18 protein-coding genes are annotated in these 17,308 nt (G+C 61.4%); 17 read left to right on the plus strand and 1 reads right to left on the minus strand.

Annotated elements, in window-relative coordinates:
- Positions 1–267: 267 nt before the first annotated feature.
- The 3 genes from ACSBQQ_RS00755 to ACSBQQ_RS00765 all read left to right on the plus strand — a co-directional run bounded on the left by ACSBQQ_RS00755 (position 268) and on the right by ACSBQQ_RS00765 (position 2,760).
- The gene (locus ACSBQQ_RS00755; protein ID WP_223307145.1) at positions 268–513 is read left to right on the plus strand and encodes a hypothetical protein; all 246 of its coding nucleotides are present in this window, start codon (positions 268–270) and stop codon (positions 511–513) included.
- 167 nt (positions 514–680) lie between these two features.
- Positions 681–1,355 carry a transcriptional regulator TctD gene (tctD, locus tag ACSBQQ_RS00760; RefSeq protein WP_033648064.1) on the plus strand — a complete coding sequence of 225 codons (675 nt, stop codon included), beginning with the start codon at positions 681–683 and terminating at the stop codon, positions 1,353–1,355.
- Positions 1,342–2,760, plus strand: a complete 1,419-nt coding sequence (locus ACSBQQ_RS00765) for a sensor histidine kinase (RefSeq protein WP_033648063.1) — start codon at positions 1,342–1,344, stop codon at positions 2,758–2,760. Before tctD ends, ACSBQQ_RS00765 begins: the two co-directional genes overlap by 14 nt.
- Here ACSBQQ_RS00765 and ACSBQQ_RS00770 read toward each other — a convergent pair.
- Positions 2,757–3,677 (minus strand): DMT family transporter, encoded by a 921-nt coding sequence (locus ACSBQQ_RS00770; protein WP_033648062.1) that lies wholly within the window; start codon positions 3,675–3,677, stop codon positions 2,757–2,759. The two genes, ACSBQQ_RS00765 and ACSBQQ_RS00770, sit on opposite strands and share 4 nt — an antisense overlap.
- Before the next feature lie 117 nt (positions 3,678–3,794).
- Here ACSBQQ_RS00770 and ACSBQQ_RS00775 point away from each other — a divergent pair, with 117 nt between their 5' ends.
- The 14 genes from ACSBQQ_RS00775 to ACSBQQ_RS00840 all read left to right on the plus strand — a co-directional run bounded on the left by ACSBQQ_RS00775 (position 3,795) and on the right by ACSBQQ_RS00840 (position 17,297).
- Entirely contained in the window at positions 3,795–4,568 is a 774-nt protein-coding gene (locus ACSBQQ_RS00775) for an AraC family transcriptional regulator (RefSeq protein WP_033635354.1), read from the plus strand.
- A 53-nt stretch (positions 4,569–4,621) separates the two neighbouring features.
- Entirely contained in the window at positions 4,622–5,743 is a 1,122-nt protein-coding gene (gene pdxB / locus ACSBQQ_RS00780) for a 4-phosphoerythronate dehydrogenase PdxB (RefSeq protein ID WP_060427704.1), read from the plus strand.
- 110 nt (positions 5,744–5,853) lie between these two features.
- The gene (locus ACSBQQ_RS00785; RefSeq protein ID WP_033648060.1) at positions 5,854–6,864 is read left to right on the plus strand and encodes an aspartate-semialdehyde dehydrogenase; all 1,011 of its coding nucleotides are present in this window, start codon (positions 5,854–5,856) and stop codon (positions 6,862–6,864) included.
- Complete coding sequence (gene truA / locus ACSBQQ_RS00790; protein ID WP_033635351.1) at positions 6,864–7,685, plus strand: tRNA pseudouridine(38-40) synthase TruA; 822 nt, start codon at positions 6,864–6,866, stop codon at positions 7,683–7,685. The genes ACSBQQ_RS00785 and truA overlap by 1 nt, the downstream gene beginning before the upstream one ends.
- A gap of 78 nt (positions 7,686–7,763) precedes the next feature.
- Positions 7,764–8,426 carry a DedA family protein gene (locus tag ACSBQQ_RS00795; protein WP_019453745.1) on the plus strand — a complete coding sequence of 221 codons (663 nt, stop codon included), beginning with the start codon at positions 7,764–7,766 and terminating at the stop codon, positions 8,424–8,426.
- Between the two features lie 232 nt (positions 8,427–8,658).
- On the plus strand, positions 8,659–9,567 hold the full coding sequence (accD, locus tag ACSBQQ_RS00800) for an acetyl-CoA carboxylase, carboxyltransferase subunit beta (protein ID WP_025303691.1): 909 nt from the start codon (positions 8,659–8,661) through the stop codon (positions 9,565–9,567).
- A gap of 191 nt (positions 9,568–9,758) precedes the next feature.
- Positions 9,759–11,024 carry a bifunctional tetrahydrofolate synthase/dihydrofolate synthase gene (folC, locus tag ACSBQQ_RS00805; RefSeq protein WP_033648059.1) on the plus strand — a complete coding sequence of 422 codons (1,266 nt, stop codon included), beginning with the start codon at positions 9,759–9,761 and terminating at the stop codon, positions 11,022–11,024.
- Positions 11,025–11,762: a cell division protein DedD gene (gene dedD, locus ACSBQQ_RS00810; protein WP_060427706.1), complete on the plus strand. Its 738-nt coding sequence runs from the start codon at positions 11,025–11,027 to the stop codon at positions 11,760–11,762.
- 234 nt (positions 11,763–11,996) lie between these two features.
- Positions 11,997–12,497, plus strand: coding sequence for a colicin V production protein (cvpA, locus tag ACSBQQ_RS00815; protein WP_004936119.1), 501 nt, complete (start codon positions 11,997–11,999; stop codon positions 12,495–12,497).
- Positions 12,498–12,518: 21 nt separating this feature from the next.
- Positions 12,519–14,036 carry an amidophosphoribosyltransferase gene (gene purF, locus ACSBQQ_RS00820; protein ID WP_019453742.1) on the plus strand — a complete coding sequence of 506 codons (1,518 nt, stop codon included), beginning with the start codon at positions 12,519–12,521 and terminating at the stop codon, positions 14,034–14,036.
- Positions 14,037–14,167: 131 nt separating this feature from the next.
- Positions 14,168–14,740, plus strand: a complete 573-nt coding sequence (locus ACSBQQ_RS00825) for a UbiX family flavin prenyltransferase (protein WP_033635347.1) — start codon at positions 14,168–14,170, stop codon at positions 14,738–14,740.
- 304 nt (positions 14,741–15,044) lie between these two features.
- Positions 15,045–15,827 (plus strand): histidine ABC transporter substrate-binding protein HisJ, encoded by a 783-nt coding sequence (hisJ, locus tag ACSBQQ_RS00830; protein ID WP_033635346.1) that lies wholly within the window; start codon positions 15,045–15,047, stop codon positions 15,825–15,827.
- Positions 15,828–15,909: 82 nt separating this feature from the next.
- Positions 15,910–16,596, plus strand: coding sequence for a histidine ABC transporter permease HisQ (locus tag ACSBQQ_RS00835; protein ID WP_033635345.1), 687 nt, complete (start codon positions 15,910–15,912; stop codon positions 16,594–16,596).
- Positions 16,593–17,297, plus strand: coding sequence for an ABC transporter permease (locus tag ACSBQQ_RS00840; RefSeq protein ID WP_033635343.1), 705 nt, complete (start codon positions 16,593–16,595; stop codon positions 17,295–17,297). The genes ACSBQQ_RS00835 and ACSBQQ_RS00840 overlap by 4 nt, the downstream gene beginning before the upstream one ends.
- Positions 17,298–17,308: the final 11 nt, after the last annotated feature.

Here is a 17,308-nt window from a genome sequence, read left to right on the forward strand (position 1 = left end):
GGCCGGAAAAGTTTCCAGTCTGTGATTAGGGTCTCTTGTCGCCGGCGAATAACGGATGCGCTACCATAGAAAAGCGGGCAAGAACAGGGCGCAAAACCGGGCAAAATCCTGCGTAATATCAGGTTTGCCGTTCTGCTTTCGCGATAAAATCACGATCGGTGAAATGAATAGAGACGCAGTGATATGTTTTCGTTAGGGAAATTGTTTGGTGGCAGGGACAGCGCCAAAGTAGGTGCGATTAAACGGTTGCCTGAGGTTTACGCTGAAATGACGGGAAAAACCGGGCAGTGCCGTTTAAAGCGACTGCGTGCCGACGTTGGCGTTTTTGAGCTGCATTTTGTCAACGCCGACGGTGAAAAATATGCTTGCCAGATGACCGCCTGCGTGACCGGCATCGATCTGGTGTTTGCCGTCAACAACCGCTCCGTGCTGGTTTCTTCACCGTTTACCGCCGACAAACTGCGCCCGGTGCTGGACATCGCCGTTGCCGATAGCCCCATTCCGCTGATCTGACACCGCCCTGCGATCGCGCCCCATACGCATAATTGTGTGCCAGCTCCCAAAACTGGCGGCGCGGCGCTCTTTTATCCCCTTATTTTCCATGCCATTCTCTGTTATCGGCCTGTTAACAGGTGCCGTGTCGGCGCCAGGTTGTTCAGGTAAATCAATGGAATGGGAACATGCGACTGTTATTGGTTGAAGATCACCCCGAGCTGTCTCACTGGTTGCAAAAGGCGCTGACCGGCGCCGGCTTTGCCGTTGACGTCGCCCCGGACGGCGTGGCGGCGGATCACCTGCTGCTCAACGAACGCTATGCGCTCGCGGTGCTGGATGTGGCGCTGCCGCGTATGAACGGCCTGGATTTGCTGGCGCGCCTGCGCAAGCGCGGGCAGGATCTGCCGGTGCTGCTGCTGACGGCACGCACCGACGTGGCCGACCGGGTGAAAGGCCTGAATCTGGGGGCGGACGATTACCTCACCAAGCCGTTCGAACTGGACGAGCTGGAAGCACGCATCCGGGCGCTGCTGCGCCGCAGCGTCGGCGCCCCGCAGCCGGCGTTGCAATACGGCGCGTTGACCTATCACGACGAAGGCTATTTTCTGCTGGAGGGCAAGCCGCTGGCGCTGACGCCGCGCGAACTGGCGGTGCTGACCGCGCTGATGCACCGGCGCGGCCGTCCGGTGGCCAAGCAACAGCTGTTCGAACAGGTGTTCACGCTGTCCGACGAAGCCAACCCGGAGAGCATCGAGCTTTACGTACACCGCCTGCGGAAAAAGCTGCAGGGCAGCGACGTGGCGATCGTCACGCTGCGCGGCCTGGGCTACAGCCTGGAGCTGTGCAATGCGGTGGTTTAACGCGCCGCGTTCGCTGTTCTATCAACTGCTGCTGTTTTTTGGTCTGCCGTTGCTGGCGTTGGGCGGCATCTCTATCTACACCCACTATTTCAGCGCCATGAGCGCCGCCACCCTGGCTTACGATCGCACGCTGCTGGCGTCGGCGCGCACCGTGGCGGAGCGGCTGGTGGTGCGCGAAGGCAAGCTGGCGGTCGATGTGCCCTATGTGGTGCTCGACAGCTTCGAGCGCAACATGAACGATCAGCTGTATTACGAGGTGATTTCGCCGCAGGGGAAAAGCATTTCGGGCTATGACGATTTGCCGTCGCTGCCGCCCCATATCCCGCGCTCCACGCTCTACCCGGCGCTGGTGCATTTTTACGATGCGGAATACCTCGGCCGGCCGATCCGCGTGGCGGCGCTGTTTCAACCGGTCAACGAGTCGGGGGTGAGCGGCATGGCGACCATTTTGGTGGCGGAAACCCTGGAGTCGCGCCGTTACCTGGCGCGGCAGATGATGATCGCGGCGCTGTTGAGCCAGGGCACGGTGGTGGTGTTGACCCTGATCCTGGCGTTCGCGCTGCTCAAGCGGGTGTTGAAACCGATGCGTAAACTCTCCGGCATCATGCTGCGGCGCGATCCGGGCGAGCTGACGCCCTTGCCGCGGGTGTTGCCGTGGTCGGAGATGCAGCCGCTGCTGGTGGCGTTCAATCGTTACATCGAACGGCTGCGGCTGATGGTGGCGCGTCAGGAACGTTTCAGCGCCGACGCCTCCCACCAGCTGCGCACGCCGCTGGCGGTGTTGAAGACTCAGGTCGGGGTGGCGCTGGCCAGCGATCGGCCGCAGCAGTGGCGTGAAAGCCTGCAGGCGATGAGCGCGACGCTGGATAATACCGTGGCGCTGACCGATCGCCTGCTGCACCTCTCACGCCTGAAGGCCAGCGAGCACCAGGCCGAGCGCCAGCTGCAGCCGGTCAATCTGGCGCAGGTGCTGCGCGACGCCTGCTTTTCCCGCTTGCCGCAGGCGCGCAGCAAACAGATCGATCTGGGTTTCGAAGGCGAGGCGGCGTGTCAGGTGGCGGGGGAGCCGCTGCTGTTGGCCGAACTGTGCGCCAATCTGCTGGACAATGCGCTGAAATACACGCCGCGTCAGGGGATAGTGACCGCCCGCCTCACTCAGGATAAGGCGGCGGGGGAAGGCGTGCTGGAGATTGAAGACAGCGGCCCCGGCATCGCCTTGCAGGATAAGGCGCTGGCGCTGCAGCCGTTTCACCGGCTGGACAACGTGGGCGATCAGCCGGGCGCCGGCCTGGGGCTGGCGCTGGTGAAGGACATCACCGCCTATCACGGCACCCGCCCGGAGCTGCTGAGCTCCGCCGCGCTGGGCGGCCTGTTGGTGCGGGTGCGCTTCAGGCTGCTGCCTTAAGCCTGTTCTTTGCAGGACTCGACGTTGGCCGCCGGGGCTTTGGCTTTACGCGTTAGCGGCGTGCGCAGCCGCTGCGACAGGATAACGCCCAGCAGGGTGATGCCGCCGCCGATCAGGTGGTAACCGTGCAGCTGCTCATGCAGGAACAGCACGGCGATAGCGGCGGTAAACACCGGCGCCAGGTTCATGAAGATCGAGGCGGTGTTGGCGCCCAGGCGCATCACGCCCTGGATCCACAGGAACGGGGCGATGATCGAAGCCGGAATGCCGGCGAACAGCACCAGCGGCAGGTTATGGCCGTTCAAGCCGACATCCTGCGCCATCAGGAAATTAGGCAGCAGCAACAGCACGCCGAACAGGATCTGCACGTACAGCGATTGCCAGTTCGGCAGCGCGATGGCCCAGCGTTTGGTCAACACGCCATACAGCGCGTAAGAGGCGGTGGCGAGCAGCATCATCAATTCCCCCTTGCCGATACCGTGCTGCAGCAGCACGCCGGGCTGGCCGCCGCTGACCAGCCAGATCAAACCACCGAAGGAGAGTATGCTGCCGAGCAGTACGCCGACGGTCGGCGCAATGCGCAGCAGCACGATGCTGATCAGGATGGTCAGCAGCGGGATCAGCGACACGATGATGCCCATAAACAGCGCGCTGACGCTGTGCGCCGCGTAATAGGCCAGGCTTTGATACAGCACCATGCCCAGCAGGCCGAGGATCATCAGCTTCCACCAGTTGGCGCGCACCTGCGCCCAGTTGCGCAGCACGCCCGGCAGCACGAACGGCGTCAGGGCAATCAGCGCCAGCAGCCAACGGTAGAGCGAAATGGCCGCCGGATCGATGGCGGTGGCGGAGAGTTTGCTGACGACGGCGTTAATCGACCAAATCAGCACGGCCAACAGCGGGAAGAGCATATTCATGATAATTATTCTCAATAACGTCCAACATGCTGGCTAGTCTACGCGTGTCCGGTTTATCATATATAGCGATATCCAGACAAAAATTGGCGTAAACAAGACAAATCACGGGACGAAACCATGCCAGAAATCCGCCATTTCCCCGAGTCGCTGATCCCGGCACCCAATCCGGTGCAGTTCCGCTGCGAGGAGTTCAATGCGCGCACCGAATTCCAGCCGCACAGCCACACCTGGGGCCAGTTGATGTGGGTTAAAGCCGGGGTGATGGTGCTGCGCATCGGCGGGCAGCGCTTTCTGGCGCCGCCGGAGTTCGTGCTGTGGGCGCCGGCGGGCATCGAACACTCCTGTTACAACCAACGGCTGGCGCAGTGCCGCATGGTGGACATCACGCCGGCACTGTGCGCCGGCATGCCCGCCGATCCCTGCCTGGTGAGCGTGACGCCAATCTTCCGTGCCATCGCCGAGGATTTCTATGCGCGCAAACAGTACATTCCGCAGGCGGAGGAGGATTTGCGCCTGTGTCAGGTGCTGATCGACCAGCTGCGTCTGTCGCCGCGCCAGCAAACCTATCTGCCGTCGTCGGACGACAAGTTTTTGGCGCCGGTGCTGGAAGCGTTGGAACATTGCCCGGCGGACAACACCTCGCTGGCGGCGTGGGCGGCTCGGGTCTACACCACCGAGCGTACGCTGTCGCGCCGCTGCCAGCAGGATCTGGGCATGTCGTTCAGCGAATGGCGCCAGCGTCTGCGTTTCCTGCACGCCGTGTCGCTGCTCGAGCAGGGCAAGACGGTGCAGGACGTGGCGCTGGACGTCGGCTACAGCTCCGCGTCGGCCTTTATCGTCATGTTCCAGCAGATCGCCGGCACCACCCCTGAGCGCTTTCGCCGTGCATGATTCAGTGGCACACTATTTCGCAGACAAATAGCCGTAAACCGTCGGAGAACGCAGTGAAAATTCTGGTTGATGAAAATATGCCGTACGCGGCCGAGCTGTTCAGCCGCCTGGGCGACGTGCAGGCGGTGCCGGGCCGCCCGATCCCGCGCGAGGCGCTGGCGGATGCCGATGCGCTGATGGTGCGTTCGGTCACCAAGGTCAATGAAGCCTTGCTGGCCGGCAGCCGCATTGGCTTTGTCGGCACCGCCACCGCCGGCACCGATCACGTCGATGACGCCTGGCTGCAACGGCAGGGCATCGGCTTTTCCGCCGCGCCGGGCTGCAACGCCATCGCGGTGGTCGAGTATGTGTTCTCAGCCTTGATGCTGCTGGCCGAGCGCGACGGCTTCCAGCTGCGGGATAAAACCGTCGGCATCGTCGGCGTGGGCAACGTCGGTTCGCGCCTGGACGCGCGCCTAAAGGCGCTGGGCGTGCGCACGCTGCTGTGCGATCCGCCGCGTGCCGATCGCGGCGATGCCGGGGAATTCTGGCCGTTGGAGAAGCTGGTGGCCGAGGCCGACGTGCTGACCTTCCATACGCCGCTGAATAAATCCGGCCGATACCATTCGCTGCATCTGGCGGACGCCGATCTGTTGGCGGCGCTGCCGGACAACCGCATTCTGATCAACGCCTGCCGCGGGCCGGTGGTGGATAACGCCGCGCTGCTGCAGGCGCTGGAAAAAGGCAAAAAGCTGAGCACGGTGCTGGACGTGTGGGAACCGGAGCCGGATCTCTCCTTGCCGCTGCTGGCGCGGGTGGATATCGGCACTGCGCACATCGCCGGGTATACGCTGGAAGGCAAGGCGCGCGGCACCACCCAGGTGTTCGAGGCGTTCAGCCGCCATTTGGGGCAGCCGCAGCAGGTGGCGTTGGCCTCGCTGCTGCCGGTGCCGGAGTTCAGCCAGATCCGCCTCAATGGGCCGCTGGATGAAGCGCGGTTAAAACGATTGATGCACTTGGTGTATGATGTGCGTCGCGATGATGCGCCGCTGCGCAAAGTCGCCGGGCAACCGGGCGAATTCGATCGCCTGCGCAAGCACTACCAGGAGCGCCGCGAGTGGTCTTCGCTGGCCGTGCAATGCGATGACAGCGCCAGCGCCGAGCTGCTCGGCAAGCTGGGCTTCAGCGTGGCATAGCGCGTAAGGTTGTCTTAAGCCAACGCCGCTACAGTGAGCGGCAAAGATTATCGGGCGGTGGCTGCACTGCCCGTCTGCTTTTATGAATGAAATACTCTGGAGAAAACCCGATGTCTGACGGCTGGAATATCGCGCTGCTCGGCGCCACTGGCGCGGTAGGTGAAGCGTTGCTGGAATTGTTGCAGGATCGCCAGTTCCCGGTGGGTGAGCTCTATCCTCTGGCAAGCGAACGCAGCGCGGGCGCCAATGTGCGCTTCAACGGCAAGTCTCTTTTGGTGCAAAACGCCGAAGAGTTCGACTGGTCGCAGGCGCAGCTGGCCTTCTTCGTCGCCGGCAGCGAAGCTTCCGCGCGCTATGCCGAAGAAGCCGGCAACATGGGCTGCCTGGTGATCGACACCAGCGGCCTGTTCGCCATGGAGCCGGATGTGCCGCTGGTGGTGCCGGGCGTTAACCCGCAGGTGCTGGCGGATTACCGCAACCGCAATATCGTAGCGGTGGCCGATAGCATGGTCAGCCAGCTGCTGACGGCGATCAAGCCGCTGACCGAACAGGCGGGGCTGTCGCGTCTGCACGTCACCACGCTGATGTCGGTATCGTCGCGCGGCAAGGCGGCGGTGGACGACTTGGCCGGCCAGAGCGCACGCCTGCTGAACGGCATCCCGGCGGAGGAAGGCGTTTTCGGCAAGCAGCTGGCGTTCAACCTGTTGCCGCTGATTGCCGACGAACAGGGCAGCGTGCGCGAAGAACGCCTGATCGTCGATCAGGTGCGCAAGGTGCTGCAGGATGAAGGGCTGCCGATTTCGGTGAGCTGCGTTCAGTCGCCGGTGTTTTACGGCCACGCGCAGGTGGTGCACCTGGAAGCGCTGCGCCCGCTGTCCGCCGAAGAGGCGCGCAGCGAGCTGGAAGAGGTCGAGGACATTCAGCTGAGCGAAGAGGACGATTACCCGACTCAGGTCACCGACGCCTCCGGCAGCGATGCGCTCAGCATCGGTTGTCTGCGTAACGATTACGGCATCCCCGAGCTGCTGCAGTTCTGGACGGTGGCGGACAACGTGCGCTTCGGCGGCGCGTTGATGGCTGTCGAAACCGCCGAGCGTCTGGTGCAGGAGCAGATGTACTGATGTCTGAGGTGGTCTCGCCCGCTCAGCCGACGCTGAAAATTGCGCTGGGCATCGAATATGACGGCAGCCGGTACTACGGCTGGCAGCGGCAGCAAGAAGTGGCCAGCGTGCAGCAACGCCTGGAGCAGGCGTTGAGCAAGGTGGCGGATGCGCCGATTAGCGTGCTGTGCGCCGGGCGCACCGACGCCGGAGTGCACGCCACCGGGCAGGTGGTGCATTTCGAAACCACCGCGCGCCGCAAGGACGCCGCCTGGACGATGGGGGTGAACACCCATCTGCCGCCGGACATCGCGGTGCGCTGGGTGAGCCCCGTCGCCGACGATTTTCACGCGCGCTTCAGCGCCACCGCGCGCCGCTACCGCTATATTATTTTCAACCATCGCTACCGGCCGGCGGTGCTGCAACAGGGAGTGACGCATTTTTATCACCCGCTGGACGCCGATCGCATGCATCGGGCGGCGCAGGCGCTGCTGGGCGAAAACGACTTCACTTCGTTTCGCGCGGTGCAGTGCCAGTCGCGCACCCCGTGGCGCTGCGTAAAACACGTTAAGGTTACGCGCTACGGCGAATATATTGTGGTAGATATCAAGGCGAATGCCTTTGTGCATCACATGGTTCGCAACATCGTCGGCAGCCTGATGGAGATCGGCTGCGGCAATCAGGATGAGAACTGGATGGCCGAGCTGCTGGCGCTGAAGGATCGCAATCTGGCGGCGGCGACGGCGCGAGCCGAGGGGCTGTATCTGGTTGCCGTGGATTATCCCGACCACTTTGGTCTACCGCGGCCGCCGATGGGGCCGTTGTTTTTGCCCGACGATTAAACGCCGGCACGCCTGAACGCGTCGCTCCCTTGTGCTTCTGCCGGGTGATTGAAACACCCGGTATCAATGAGAGAATTTATGGACATCATCAAGTTTATTATTGATTTCATTCTGCATATTGATGTGCACCTGGCCGAACTGGTCGCACAATACGGCATGTGGGTCTACGCTATTCTGTTCCTGATCCTGTTTTGCGAAACCGGTCTGGTGGTGACGCCGTTCCTGCCGGGGGATTCTTTGCTGTTTGTCGCCGGCGCGCTGGCGGCGTTGCCGACCAACGATCTGAACGTGCACACCATGGTGGCGTTGATGGTGGTGGCGGCGATCCTCGGCGATGCGGTGAACTACACTATCGGGCGGTTGTTCGGCGAGAAGTTGTTCAGTAACCCGAATTCGAAAATTTTCCGCCGCAGCTACCTGGACAAGACGCACCAGTTCTATGAGAAGCACGGTGGAAAAACGATTATTCTGGCGCGATTTGTGCCGATCGTGCGTACTTTTGCGCCGTTCGTCGCCGGTATGGGGCATATGTCCTATCGCCACTTCGCCGCCTACAACGTGATTGGCGCACTGGTTTGGGTGCTGCTCTTCACTTATGCTGGCTACCTGTTCGGCGATCTGCCGGTGGTGCAGGAGAACCTGAAACTGTTGATCGTCGGGATCATTATCGTTTCGATTCTGCCGGGCGTGATTGAAATTTGGCGCCACAAGCGCGCGGCCGCCCGCCAGCAAAAACAGTAAAAACATCGCTTAACCTGTCGGTTCGACCAGTTTTTTGTCCACAGCGTCGGGCCGATATGGTTTAATGAGCGACATTATGGTCTGTTCCTGCGAACAACCCTGAAGCCGATGCCTCAGTCGCCGCGCTTGCCGCGCCGCGAACGGGCATTTTTTCATTGGGGTGTTTTCAGGGGGATTGTTAAAGCATGAACAGCGGACTGGCGTGTGCCAGGTTCAAACAGAAAGGTCATCGATGAGCTGGATTGAACGAATTCTTAACAAGAGCAATATCACACAAACCCGTAAGGCGAGCATTCCTGAAGGGGTCTGGACCAAATGCGACAGCTGCGGCCAGGTCCTCTACCGCGCCGAGCTGGAGCGTAATCTGGAAGTGTGTCCGAAGTGCGACCACCACATGCGTATGGGCGCGCGCGCGCGTCTGCATACCCTGCTGGACGAAGGCAGCGAAGTGGAGCTGGGCAGCGATCTGGAGCCGAAGGACGTTCTGAAATTCAAGGATTCCAAGCGCTATAAAGATCGTCTGGTTGCCGCACAGAAAGCGACCGGCGAGAAAGACGCGCTGGTGGTGATGAAGGGCACGCTGTACGGCATGCCGATCGTCGCTGCGTCCTTCGAGTTCGCCTTCATCGGCGGCTCGATGTCTTCCGTGGTCGGCGCGCGTTTCGTGCGTGCGGTTGAGCAGGCGCTGGAGGACAACTGTCCGCTGGTGTGCTTCTCCGCCAGCGGCGGCGCGCGCATGCAGGAAGCGCTGATGTCGCTGATGCAGATGGCGAAGACCAGCGCGGCGTTGGCCAAGATGCAGGAGCGCGGCTTGCCGTACATCTCCGTGCTGACCGACCCGACCATGGGCGGCGTTTCCGCCAGCCTGGCGATGCTGGGCGACATCAACATCGCCGAGCCGAAAGCGCTGATCGGCTTTGCCGGCCCGCGCGTCATCGAGCAGACCGTGCGCGAGAAACTGCCACCGGGCTTCCAGCGCAGCGAGTTCCTGATCGAAAAAGGCGCGATCGACATGATCGTTCGCCGTCCGGAAATGCGCCAAACGTTGGCGAGCATTCTGTCCAAGCTGACCAACCAGCCGCAGCCGCATTTCGATGAGGCCGCGCCGGTCATTGAGCCGGAGCCGCAGGCCGACGCCTGAGGCAAAGACAGATCCCGCCCGGGTTCAGCCGCCACTTTGTGGCTAAGTGACGGCTGATGCCCGTTCCCTGCCGGCCGTGGCCTATCTCGCTGCGGTTTGCAGGCTGGCGGCAGTCACGAAGCGCATCGCCTTTACCGCGGTGAGGGTGGTGCCCTGATGGATTAATGAACCCAAGTTCAGTGATGGGACTCATGCAAAACCACCAAATTCCCCAAGCCACGTCGCCATTGAGCTCGTGGCTTTATTATCTGGAACGTCTGCACAGCCAGGCGATCGAACTCGGCCTTGAGCGCGTACAGCGCGTCGCGGCGCATCTGGATTTACTGACCCCCGCCCCCACGGTGTTCACCGTTGCCGGCACCAACGGCAAAGGCACCACCTGTCGCACCCTCGAAGCCATTCTGCTGGCCGCCGGCCTGCGCGTCGGCGTCTACAGTTCGCCGCATCTGGTGCGCTATACCGAACGCGTGCGCATTCAGGGGGAAGAGCTGAGCGAAGCGGAGCACAGCCGCTCGTTCGCCGCCATTGAGGCCGGCCGCGGCGAAACGTCGCTGACCTATTTCGAATTCGGCACCCTGTCGGCGCTGCAGCTGTTCAAACAGGCGCGGCTCGACGTGGTGATCCTGGAAGTGGGCCTGGGCGGGCGTCTCGACGCCACCAACATCGTCGATCCGAGCGTGGCGGTGATTACCAGCATCGCGCTCGATCACACCGACTGGCTGGGCAACGATCGCGAAAGCATCGGTCGCGAGAAGGCCGGCATTTTCCGCAGCGGCAAGCCGGCGGTGGTGGGCGAACCCGACATGCCGGACAGCATTCGTCAGGTTGCCGAAACGCTGGGCGCGCCGCTGTATCGCCGCGGCGAAGCCTGGAGCTTCAGCGAGCAGGGCGATCGCTGGCAGTGGCAGGGCGGCGACACGCTGCTGACCGATCTGCCGACGCCGAATGTGCCGCTGGCCAACGCCGCTACCGCGCTGGCGGCGCTGAACTGCTCCCCGCTGGAAATCGACGAACGCGCGATCTTCACCGGGCTGCAGCAGGCGACGCTGCCGGGGCGTTTCCAGATCGTGCGGCGGGAGCCGACGCTGATCCTCGACGTGGCGCACAACCCGCACGCCGCCGGCTATCTGGCCGGGCGTCTGGCCAAACTGCCGCGCGAAGGCGGCAAGGTGCGCGCGGTGGTGGGCATGCTGTCGGACAAGGATATCGCCGGCACGCTGGCCTGCCTGAGCGAGCAGGTGGATGAATGGTACTGCGCGCCGCTCGAAGGGCCGCGCGGCGCCAGCGTCGAACAGCTGGCGCAACATCTGAAGGAACCGCGCCGCTTTAATGATGTCGAAACTGCCTGGCGGCAGGCTATGCAGGATGCTGATAAACAGGATATTGTGATCGTCTGTGGATCGTTCCACACCGTGGCGCAGGTGATGGCGGCGTTAGACGAGATGCGGGGAGTGTGAGTGGCGAGTAAATTTCAGAACCGACTGGTCGGAACCGTGATTCTGGTGGCGCTGGGGGTGATCATCCTGCCAGGGCTGCTGGACGGCAAAAAGAAGCATTACGAGGATGAATTTGCGGCCATTCCGTTGGTGCCGAAACCGGGCGATGTCGAAGAGAACGACGTGCTGCCGCCGGTGACGCAACCGCTGCCGGCGCAGCCGCCGGAAGGGGCGGGCGCGCTGGTCGAGCAGCAGGCGGCCAATGAAGCGGCGGCGCAACAGGCGGTGCGGCAGAGCGCTCAGCAGCCGACGCAGGTGGCGCCGCCGCCGGTCGAGACGCGTCCTCAGCCGGTGCCGCAGCCCAAGCCGAAACCGGTGGAAACCAAACCGGTGGAAGTGAAACCGAAACCGGCACCGCAACCGAAGCCGGTGGAAGTGAAGCCGGTGCCGAAGCCGGAGCCGACGCCGAAACCTGAGCCAGCGCCGCAGCCGAAACCGGCGGAAGAAAAAGCGCCGGCAGGGCAAGCCTATGTCGTGCAGCTCGGGGCGCTGAAGAACGCCGTCAAGGCGAACGAGATTGTCGCCTCGCTGCGCCTCTCGGGCTACCGCGCCTTCACCGTGCCGTCAACGCCGGTGCAGGGGCAGATAACCCGCATCTACGTCGGCCCGGACGCCTCCAGGCAGAAGCTGCAGGCGGCGCTGCCGTCGCTGAACTCGATCAGCGGGCTGAGCGGGCAGGTGAAGCCGTACGGCCGTTAAACCCCGCAGGGGCGCAGCACGATGCGCCCCTGAATGAAGGAGTGGTGGAGAGAAAGCGAGAAAAACCGCGCCTTTTACAGGCGAAATCACCTATGTAGGCGCGGCGATTGAGAATTTTTTGATCGCCGCTTTTTATTTGTAACGTGGTAGGAAATCCCCTACGCAAACGTTTTCTTTTTCTGTTAGAATTCGCCGCGAATTGGATGCAGGGGCGATTCATCATTGGAATAGTTCATGGTCTGGATTGATTACGTCATTATAGCGGTAATTGGATTTTCGGCTCTGGTGAGCCTGATCCGAGGGTTTGTTCGCGAAGCATTGTCACTTGTGACATGGGGATGTGCGTTTTTTGTTGCCAGCCATTTCTACTCTTACCTTGCGGTCTATTTCACTCGTTTTGAAGATGAACTGGTGCGAAACGGCATCGCGATCGCGATTTTGTTCATCGCGACCTTGATCGTAGGGGCTATTGTTAACTATGTGATTAGCTCACTGGTAGAGAAAACCGGGTTGTCGGGCACCGATCGGGTGCTGGGCATCTGCTTCGGCGCGCTGCGCGGAGTATTGATCGTCGCGGCGATCCTGTTCTTCCTGGATACCTTTACCGGCTTTTCGCAGAGTGCCGACTGGAAACAGTCGCAGCTCATTCCCCAGTTCAGTTACGTCATCAGGTGGTTCTTTGACTACCTGCAGAGCACGTCGAGTTTCTTGCCGACCCAATTGCCGGGGCGGTAGCGCTGATGAGGAAAAGACAACATGTGCGGTATTGTCGGTATCGCCGGTTTCATGCCGGTAAACCAGTCGATTTATGATGCGCTGACGGTGCTTCAGCACCGTGGCCAGGATGCCGCAGGCATCGTCACCATTGACGCCCACAACGGGTTCCGTTTGCGTAAAGCCAACGGCCTGGTGAAGGATGTGTTTGAGGCGCGCCATATGCAACGCTTGCAGGGCAACATGGGCATTGGCCATGTGCGTTACCCGACGGCCGGCAGCTCGAGCGCCTCTGAGGCCCAGCCTTTCTACGTCAACTCGCCGTTCGGCATTACGCTGGCCCACAATGGCAACTTGACCAACGCCCATGAGCTGCGCCAAAAGCTGTTCGAAAGCGGCCGCCGCCATGTCAACACCACCTCCGACTCGGAAATCCTGCTGAACGTGCTGGCCAGCGAGCTGGACCGTTTCCCGCACTACCCGCTGGAGGCCGACAACATCTTTACCGCGGTCGCCGCCATGCATCAGCAACTGCGCGGCGCTTACGCCTGCGTGGCGATGATCATCGGCCACGGTCTGCTGGCGTTCCGCGATCCGAACGGCATTCGCCCACTGGTGATCGGCAAGCGCACGCTGGAGGATGGCCGCAGCGAGTACATGGTGGCTTCCGAAAGCGTGGCGCTGGATACCCTGGGCTTTGAGTTCCTGCGCGACGTGGCGCCGGGCGAAGCGGTGTATATCACCACCAAGGGCCAGCTGTTCACCCGCCAGTGCGCAGAGAACCCGAAAACCAACCCGTGCCTGTTCGAATACGTTTATTTCGCGCGCCCGGACTCCTTTATGGACAAGATCTCGGTCTACAGCGCCCGCGTGCGCATGGGCCAGAAGCTGGGCGAGAAGATTGCCCGTGAGTGGGAAGATCTGGATATCGACGTGGTGATCCCGATTCCGGAAACCTCCTGCGACATCGCGCTGGAGATCGCGCGCATTCTCGAGAAGCCCTACCGCCAGGGCTTTGTGAAGAACCGCTACGTCGGCCGCACCTTCATCATGCCGGGCCAGCAGGCGCGTCGTCAGTCGGTGCGCCGCAAGCTGAACGCCAATCGCGCCGAGTTCCGCGACAAGAACGTGCTGCTGGTGGATGACTCCATCGTGCGCGGCACGACCTCGGAACAGATCGTCGAGATGGCGCGCGAAGCGGGCGCCAAGCGGGTGTACCTGGCTTCCGCCGCGCCGGAAGTGCGTTTCCCGAACGTTTACGGCATCGACATGCCGAGCGCCAACGAACTGATCGCCCACGGGCGCGAAGTGGATGAAATCCGCCAGATTATCGGCGCCGACGGGCTGATCTTCCAGGATCTGGACGATCTGATCGAAGCGGTGCGCGAAGAGAACCCGGACATCACCCAGTTCGAATGCTCGGTGTTCAACGGCATCTACGTGACCAAAGACGTCGATCAAAGCTATCTGGAATACCTGGAGTCGCTGCGCAGCGACGACGCCAAGGCGCTGCGGGTGCAAACCGAAGCGGAAAATCTGGAACTGCATAACGAAGGCTAACCGCCTGCGTTGATCCATCAGGGTGCATCGCCGCGTCTGCGGCGGTGCGCCTTGCTCCTCTGACTTGCTTATCCCTCGCCATTGCGGCAAAGTCTGCCTGATCTTACTTTTTACGGCAGAGGCCATTTTCCATGAAACGACTCATCATCGGCATTTCCGGCGCCAGCGGCGCCATCTACGGCGTGCGCCTGTTACAGGTTTTGCGCGACGTCGCAGAGGTGGAAACCCATCTGGTGATGAGCAACGCGGCAAGACAGACGCTGGCGCTGGAAACGCCGTACAGCCTGCGGGAAGTGCAGGCGCTGGCCGACGTGGTGCACGATGCGCGCGACATCGCCGCCGGCATTTCCTCCGGCTCCTTCAAAACCCTGGGCATGGCGATTTTACCTTGCTCAGTCAAAACGCTGTCCGGCATCGTCAACAGCTACAGCGACGGGCTGCTGACCCGCGCCGCCGACGTGGTGCTCAAAGAGCGCCGCCGTTTGGTGCTGTGCGTGCGGGAAACGCCGCTGCATTTGGGTCACCTGCGGTTGATGACCCAGGCGGCGGAGATGGGGGCGGTGATCATGCCGCCGGTGCCGGCGTTTTATCACCAGCCGAAAAGCGTGGAAGACATCATCGATCAGACCGTCAATCGGGTGATCGATCAGTTTGATATCGAACTGCCTGCCGATCTGTTCACCCGTTGGCAGGGCGTTAGTTAACATTTTCATCCCCAAATTGGTACATTTGTGCAACACCGCACTGAATTAGGGCGACGCATGCACCATAATGATCCTACTTCATCACGTTCACTGTTTCATGGCGCCGCCTTGTCGCGGCTGCCAGTGGCGCGGCCCCGAGCGGCCGATTTAATTTTGCGGTTATCGTCCCAGGAAACAGTATTGTGAAGGCCGGAGCCGTTCCCTCCGCCCGTAGCACCTAATGTGGCACGATTACTGCAAATTGATTTGGTGGGGAAAAGTAATGCCCGTAGTGGCATCAAAAAAATCAATTTGAGGGTAATTTATGAAAAAGCTGGTTAAGGTTCTTCCTTTAGTCTTGGCTTTGGCGGCCGCAAACAGCGCATTCGCCGCTATCCCATCGACATTGAAGATCGGCACCGATCCGACTTATGCGCCGTTTGAATCCAAAAACGCCAAAGGCGAGCTGGTCGGCTTCGATATCGATTTGGCCAAAGAGCTGTGCAAACGCATAAATACCCAATGCACCTTCGTGGAGAGCGACTTTGACGCGCTGATCCCATCCCTCAAGGCGAAGAAAATCGACGCCATCATCTCTTCGCTGTCCATCACTGAAAAACGCCAGCAGGAAATCGCCTTTACCGACAAGCTGTATGCCGCCAACGCGCGTCTGATCGCGCCGAAGGGCTCCAAGCTGTTGCCTACCGTGGACGCCCTGAAAGGCAAGAGCGTGGGCGTGCTGCAGGGCACCACCCAGGAAGCCTACGCCAACGCCATGTGGCAGCCGAAGGGCGTCACCGTGGTGCCTTACCAGAACCAGGATCTGGTCTACGCCGATCTGGCGTCCGGGCGCATCGACGCCGCCTTCCAGGATGAAGTGGCGGGCAGCGACGGCTTCCTGAAACAGCCGCCGGGCAAAGACTACGCGTTCGCCGGCGAATCGGTGAAGGATGACAAATTCTTCGGCGTCGGCACCGGCATGGGGCTGCGCAAAGCCGATACCGAGCTGAAAGCGGCGCTGGACAAAGCCTTCGCCGAAATGCGCAAAGATGGCACCTACGATAAATACGCGAAAAAGTACTTCGACTTTGACGTCTACGGCGGGTAATCCGCTAACCGTTCCATGCTGTGACTGCGGGGCCGGTGCGCCGGCCCCGATGGTTCGGATCCTAGACCACAGGGTGAAGTAGATGCTGCAAGGCTATTCCCAACTGATTTTCGAGGGGGCTCTGGTGACGCTGGAGTTGGCCCTCAGTTCCGTATTGTTGGCGGTGGTGATCGGGTTGATCGGCGCCGGCGGCAAACTCTCCCACAACCCCCTTATTTCCGGCCTGTTCGGCGCTTACACCACGCTGATCCGCGGCGTGCCCGATCTGGTGCTGATGCTGCTGATCTTTTACGGTCTGCAAATCGCGCTGAACAATATCACTACGCTGCTGGGCTTCTCGCAGATCGATATCGATCCGCTCGGCGCCGGCATCATTACCCTCGGCTTTATCTACGGCGCTTATTTTACCGAGACCTTCCGCGGCGCCTATCTGGCGGTGCCGAAAGGGCAGATCGAAGCGGCGACGGCCTACGGCTTCAGCGGCGCACAGATCTTCCGGCGCATTCTGTTCCCGGCGATGATGCGTTTCGCCTTGCCGGGCATCGGCAACAACTGGCAGGTGATCCTGAAGGCGACGGCGCTGGTGTCGATCCTCGGCCTGAACGACGTGGTGAAAGCCACGCAGCTGGCGGGGAAAGGCACCTATCAGCCGTTCTTCTTCGCCATCGTGGCCGGCGTGGTGTACCTGATCTTCACGACCGTTTCCAACGGCGTGCTGCTGTGGCTTGAACGGCGTTACTCACTGGGCGTCAAGAGGGCCGAGCTATGATCGAGATTTTGCAACAGTATTGGCAGTCGCTGCTGTGGAGCGACGGCTACCGTTTCACCGGCGTGGCGGTAACGCTGTGGCTGCTGATCGCTTCGGTGGTGATGGGCGGGCTGCTGGCGATCCCGATGGCGGTGGCGCGCGTCTCTTCCATCCGCTGGGTGCGTTTCCCGGTGTGGCTCTATACCTACGTGTTTCGCGGCACGCCGCTGTACGTGCAGCTGCTGGTGTTCTACTCCGGCATGTACAGCCTCGAGATCGTGCGCGGCAGCGAGTTTCTCAATGCGTTTTTCCGCAGCGGGCTCAACTGCACCATCCTGGCGCTGACGCTCAACACCTGCGCCTATACCACCGAGATCTTCGCCGGGGCCATCCGCTCGGTGCCGCACGGTGAAATCGAGGCCGCCAACGCCTACGGTTTCTCGCGCTTCAAGATGTATCGCTGCATCATTTTGCCTTCGGCGCTGCGCACCGCGCTGCCGGCCTACAGCAACGAAGTGATCCTGATGCTGCACTCCACCGCGCTGGCGTTTACCGCCACCGTGCCGGATCTGCTGAAGATTGCGCGCGACATCAACGCCGCGACCTATCAGCCGTTTTACGCTTTCGGCATCGCGGCGGTGCTGTACCTGATCATCTCCTACGTGTTAATCAGCCTGTTCCGCAAGGCTGAAAAACGCTGGATGGCACACGTTAGTCACTGATAAATGACGGG

Origin of the sequence: Serratia sp. G204Y (assembly GCF_051172435.1) — a bacterium.
GTDB lineage: Bacteria > Pseudomonadota > Gammaproteobacteria > Enterobacterales > Enterobacteriaceae > Serratia > Serratia sarumanii.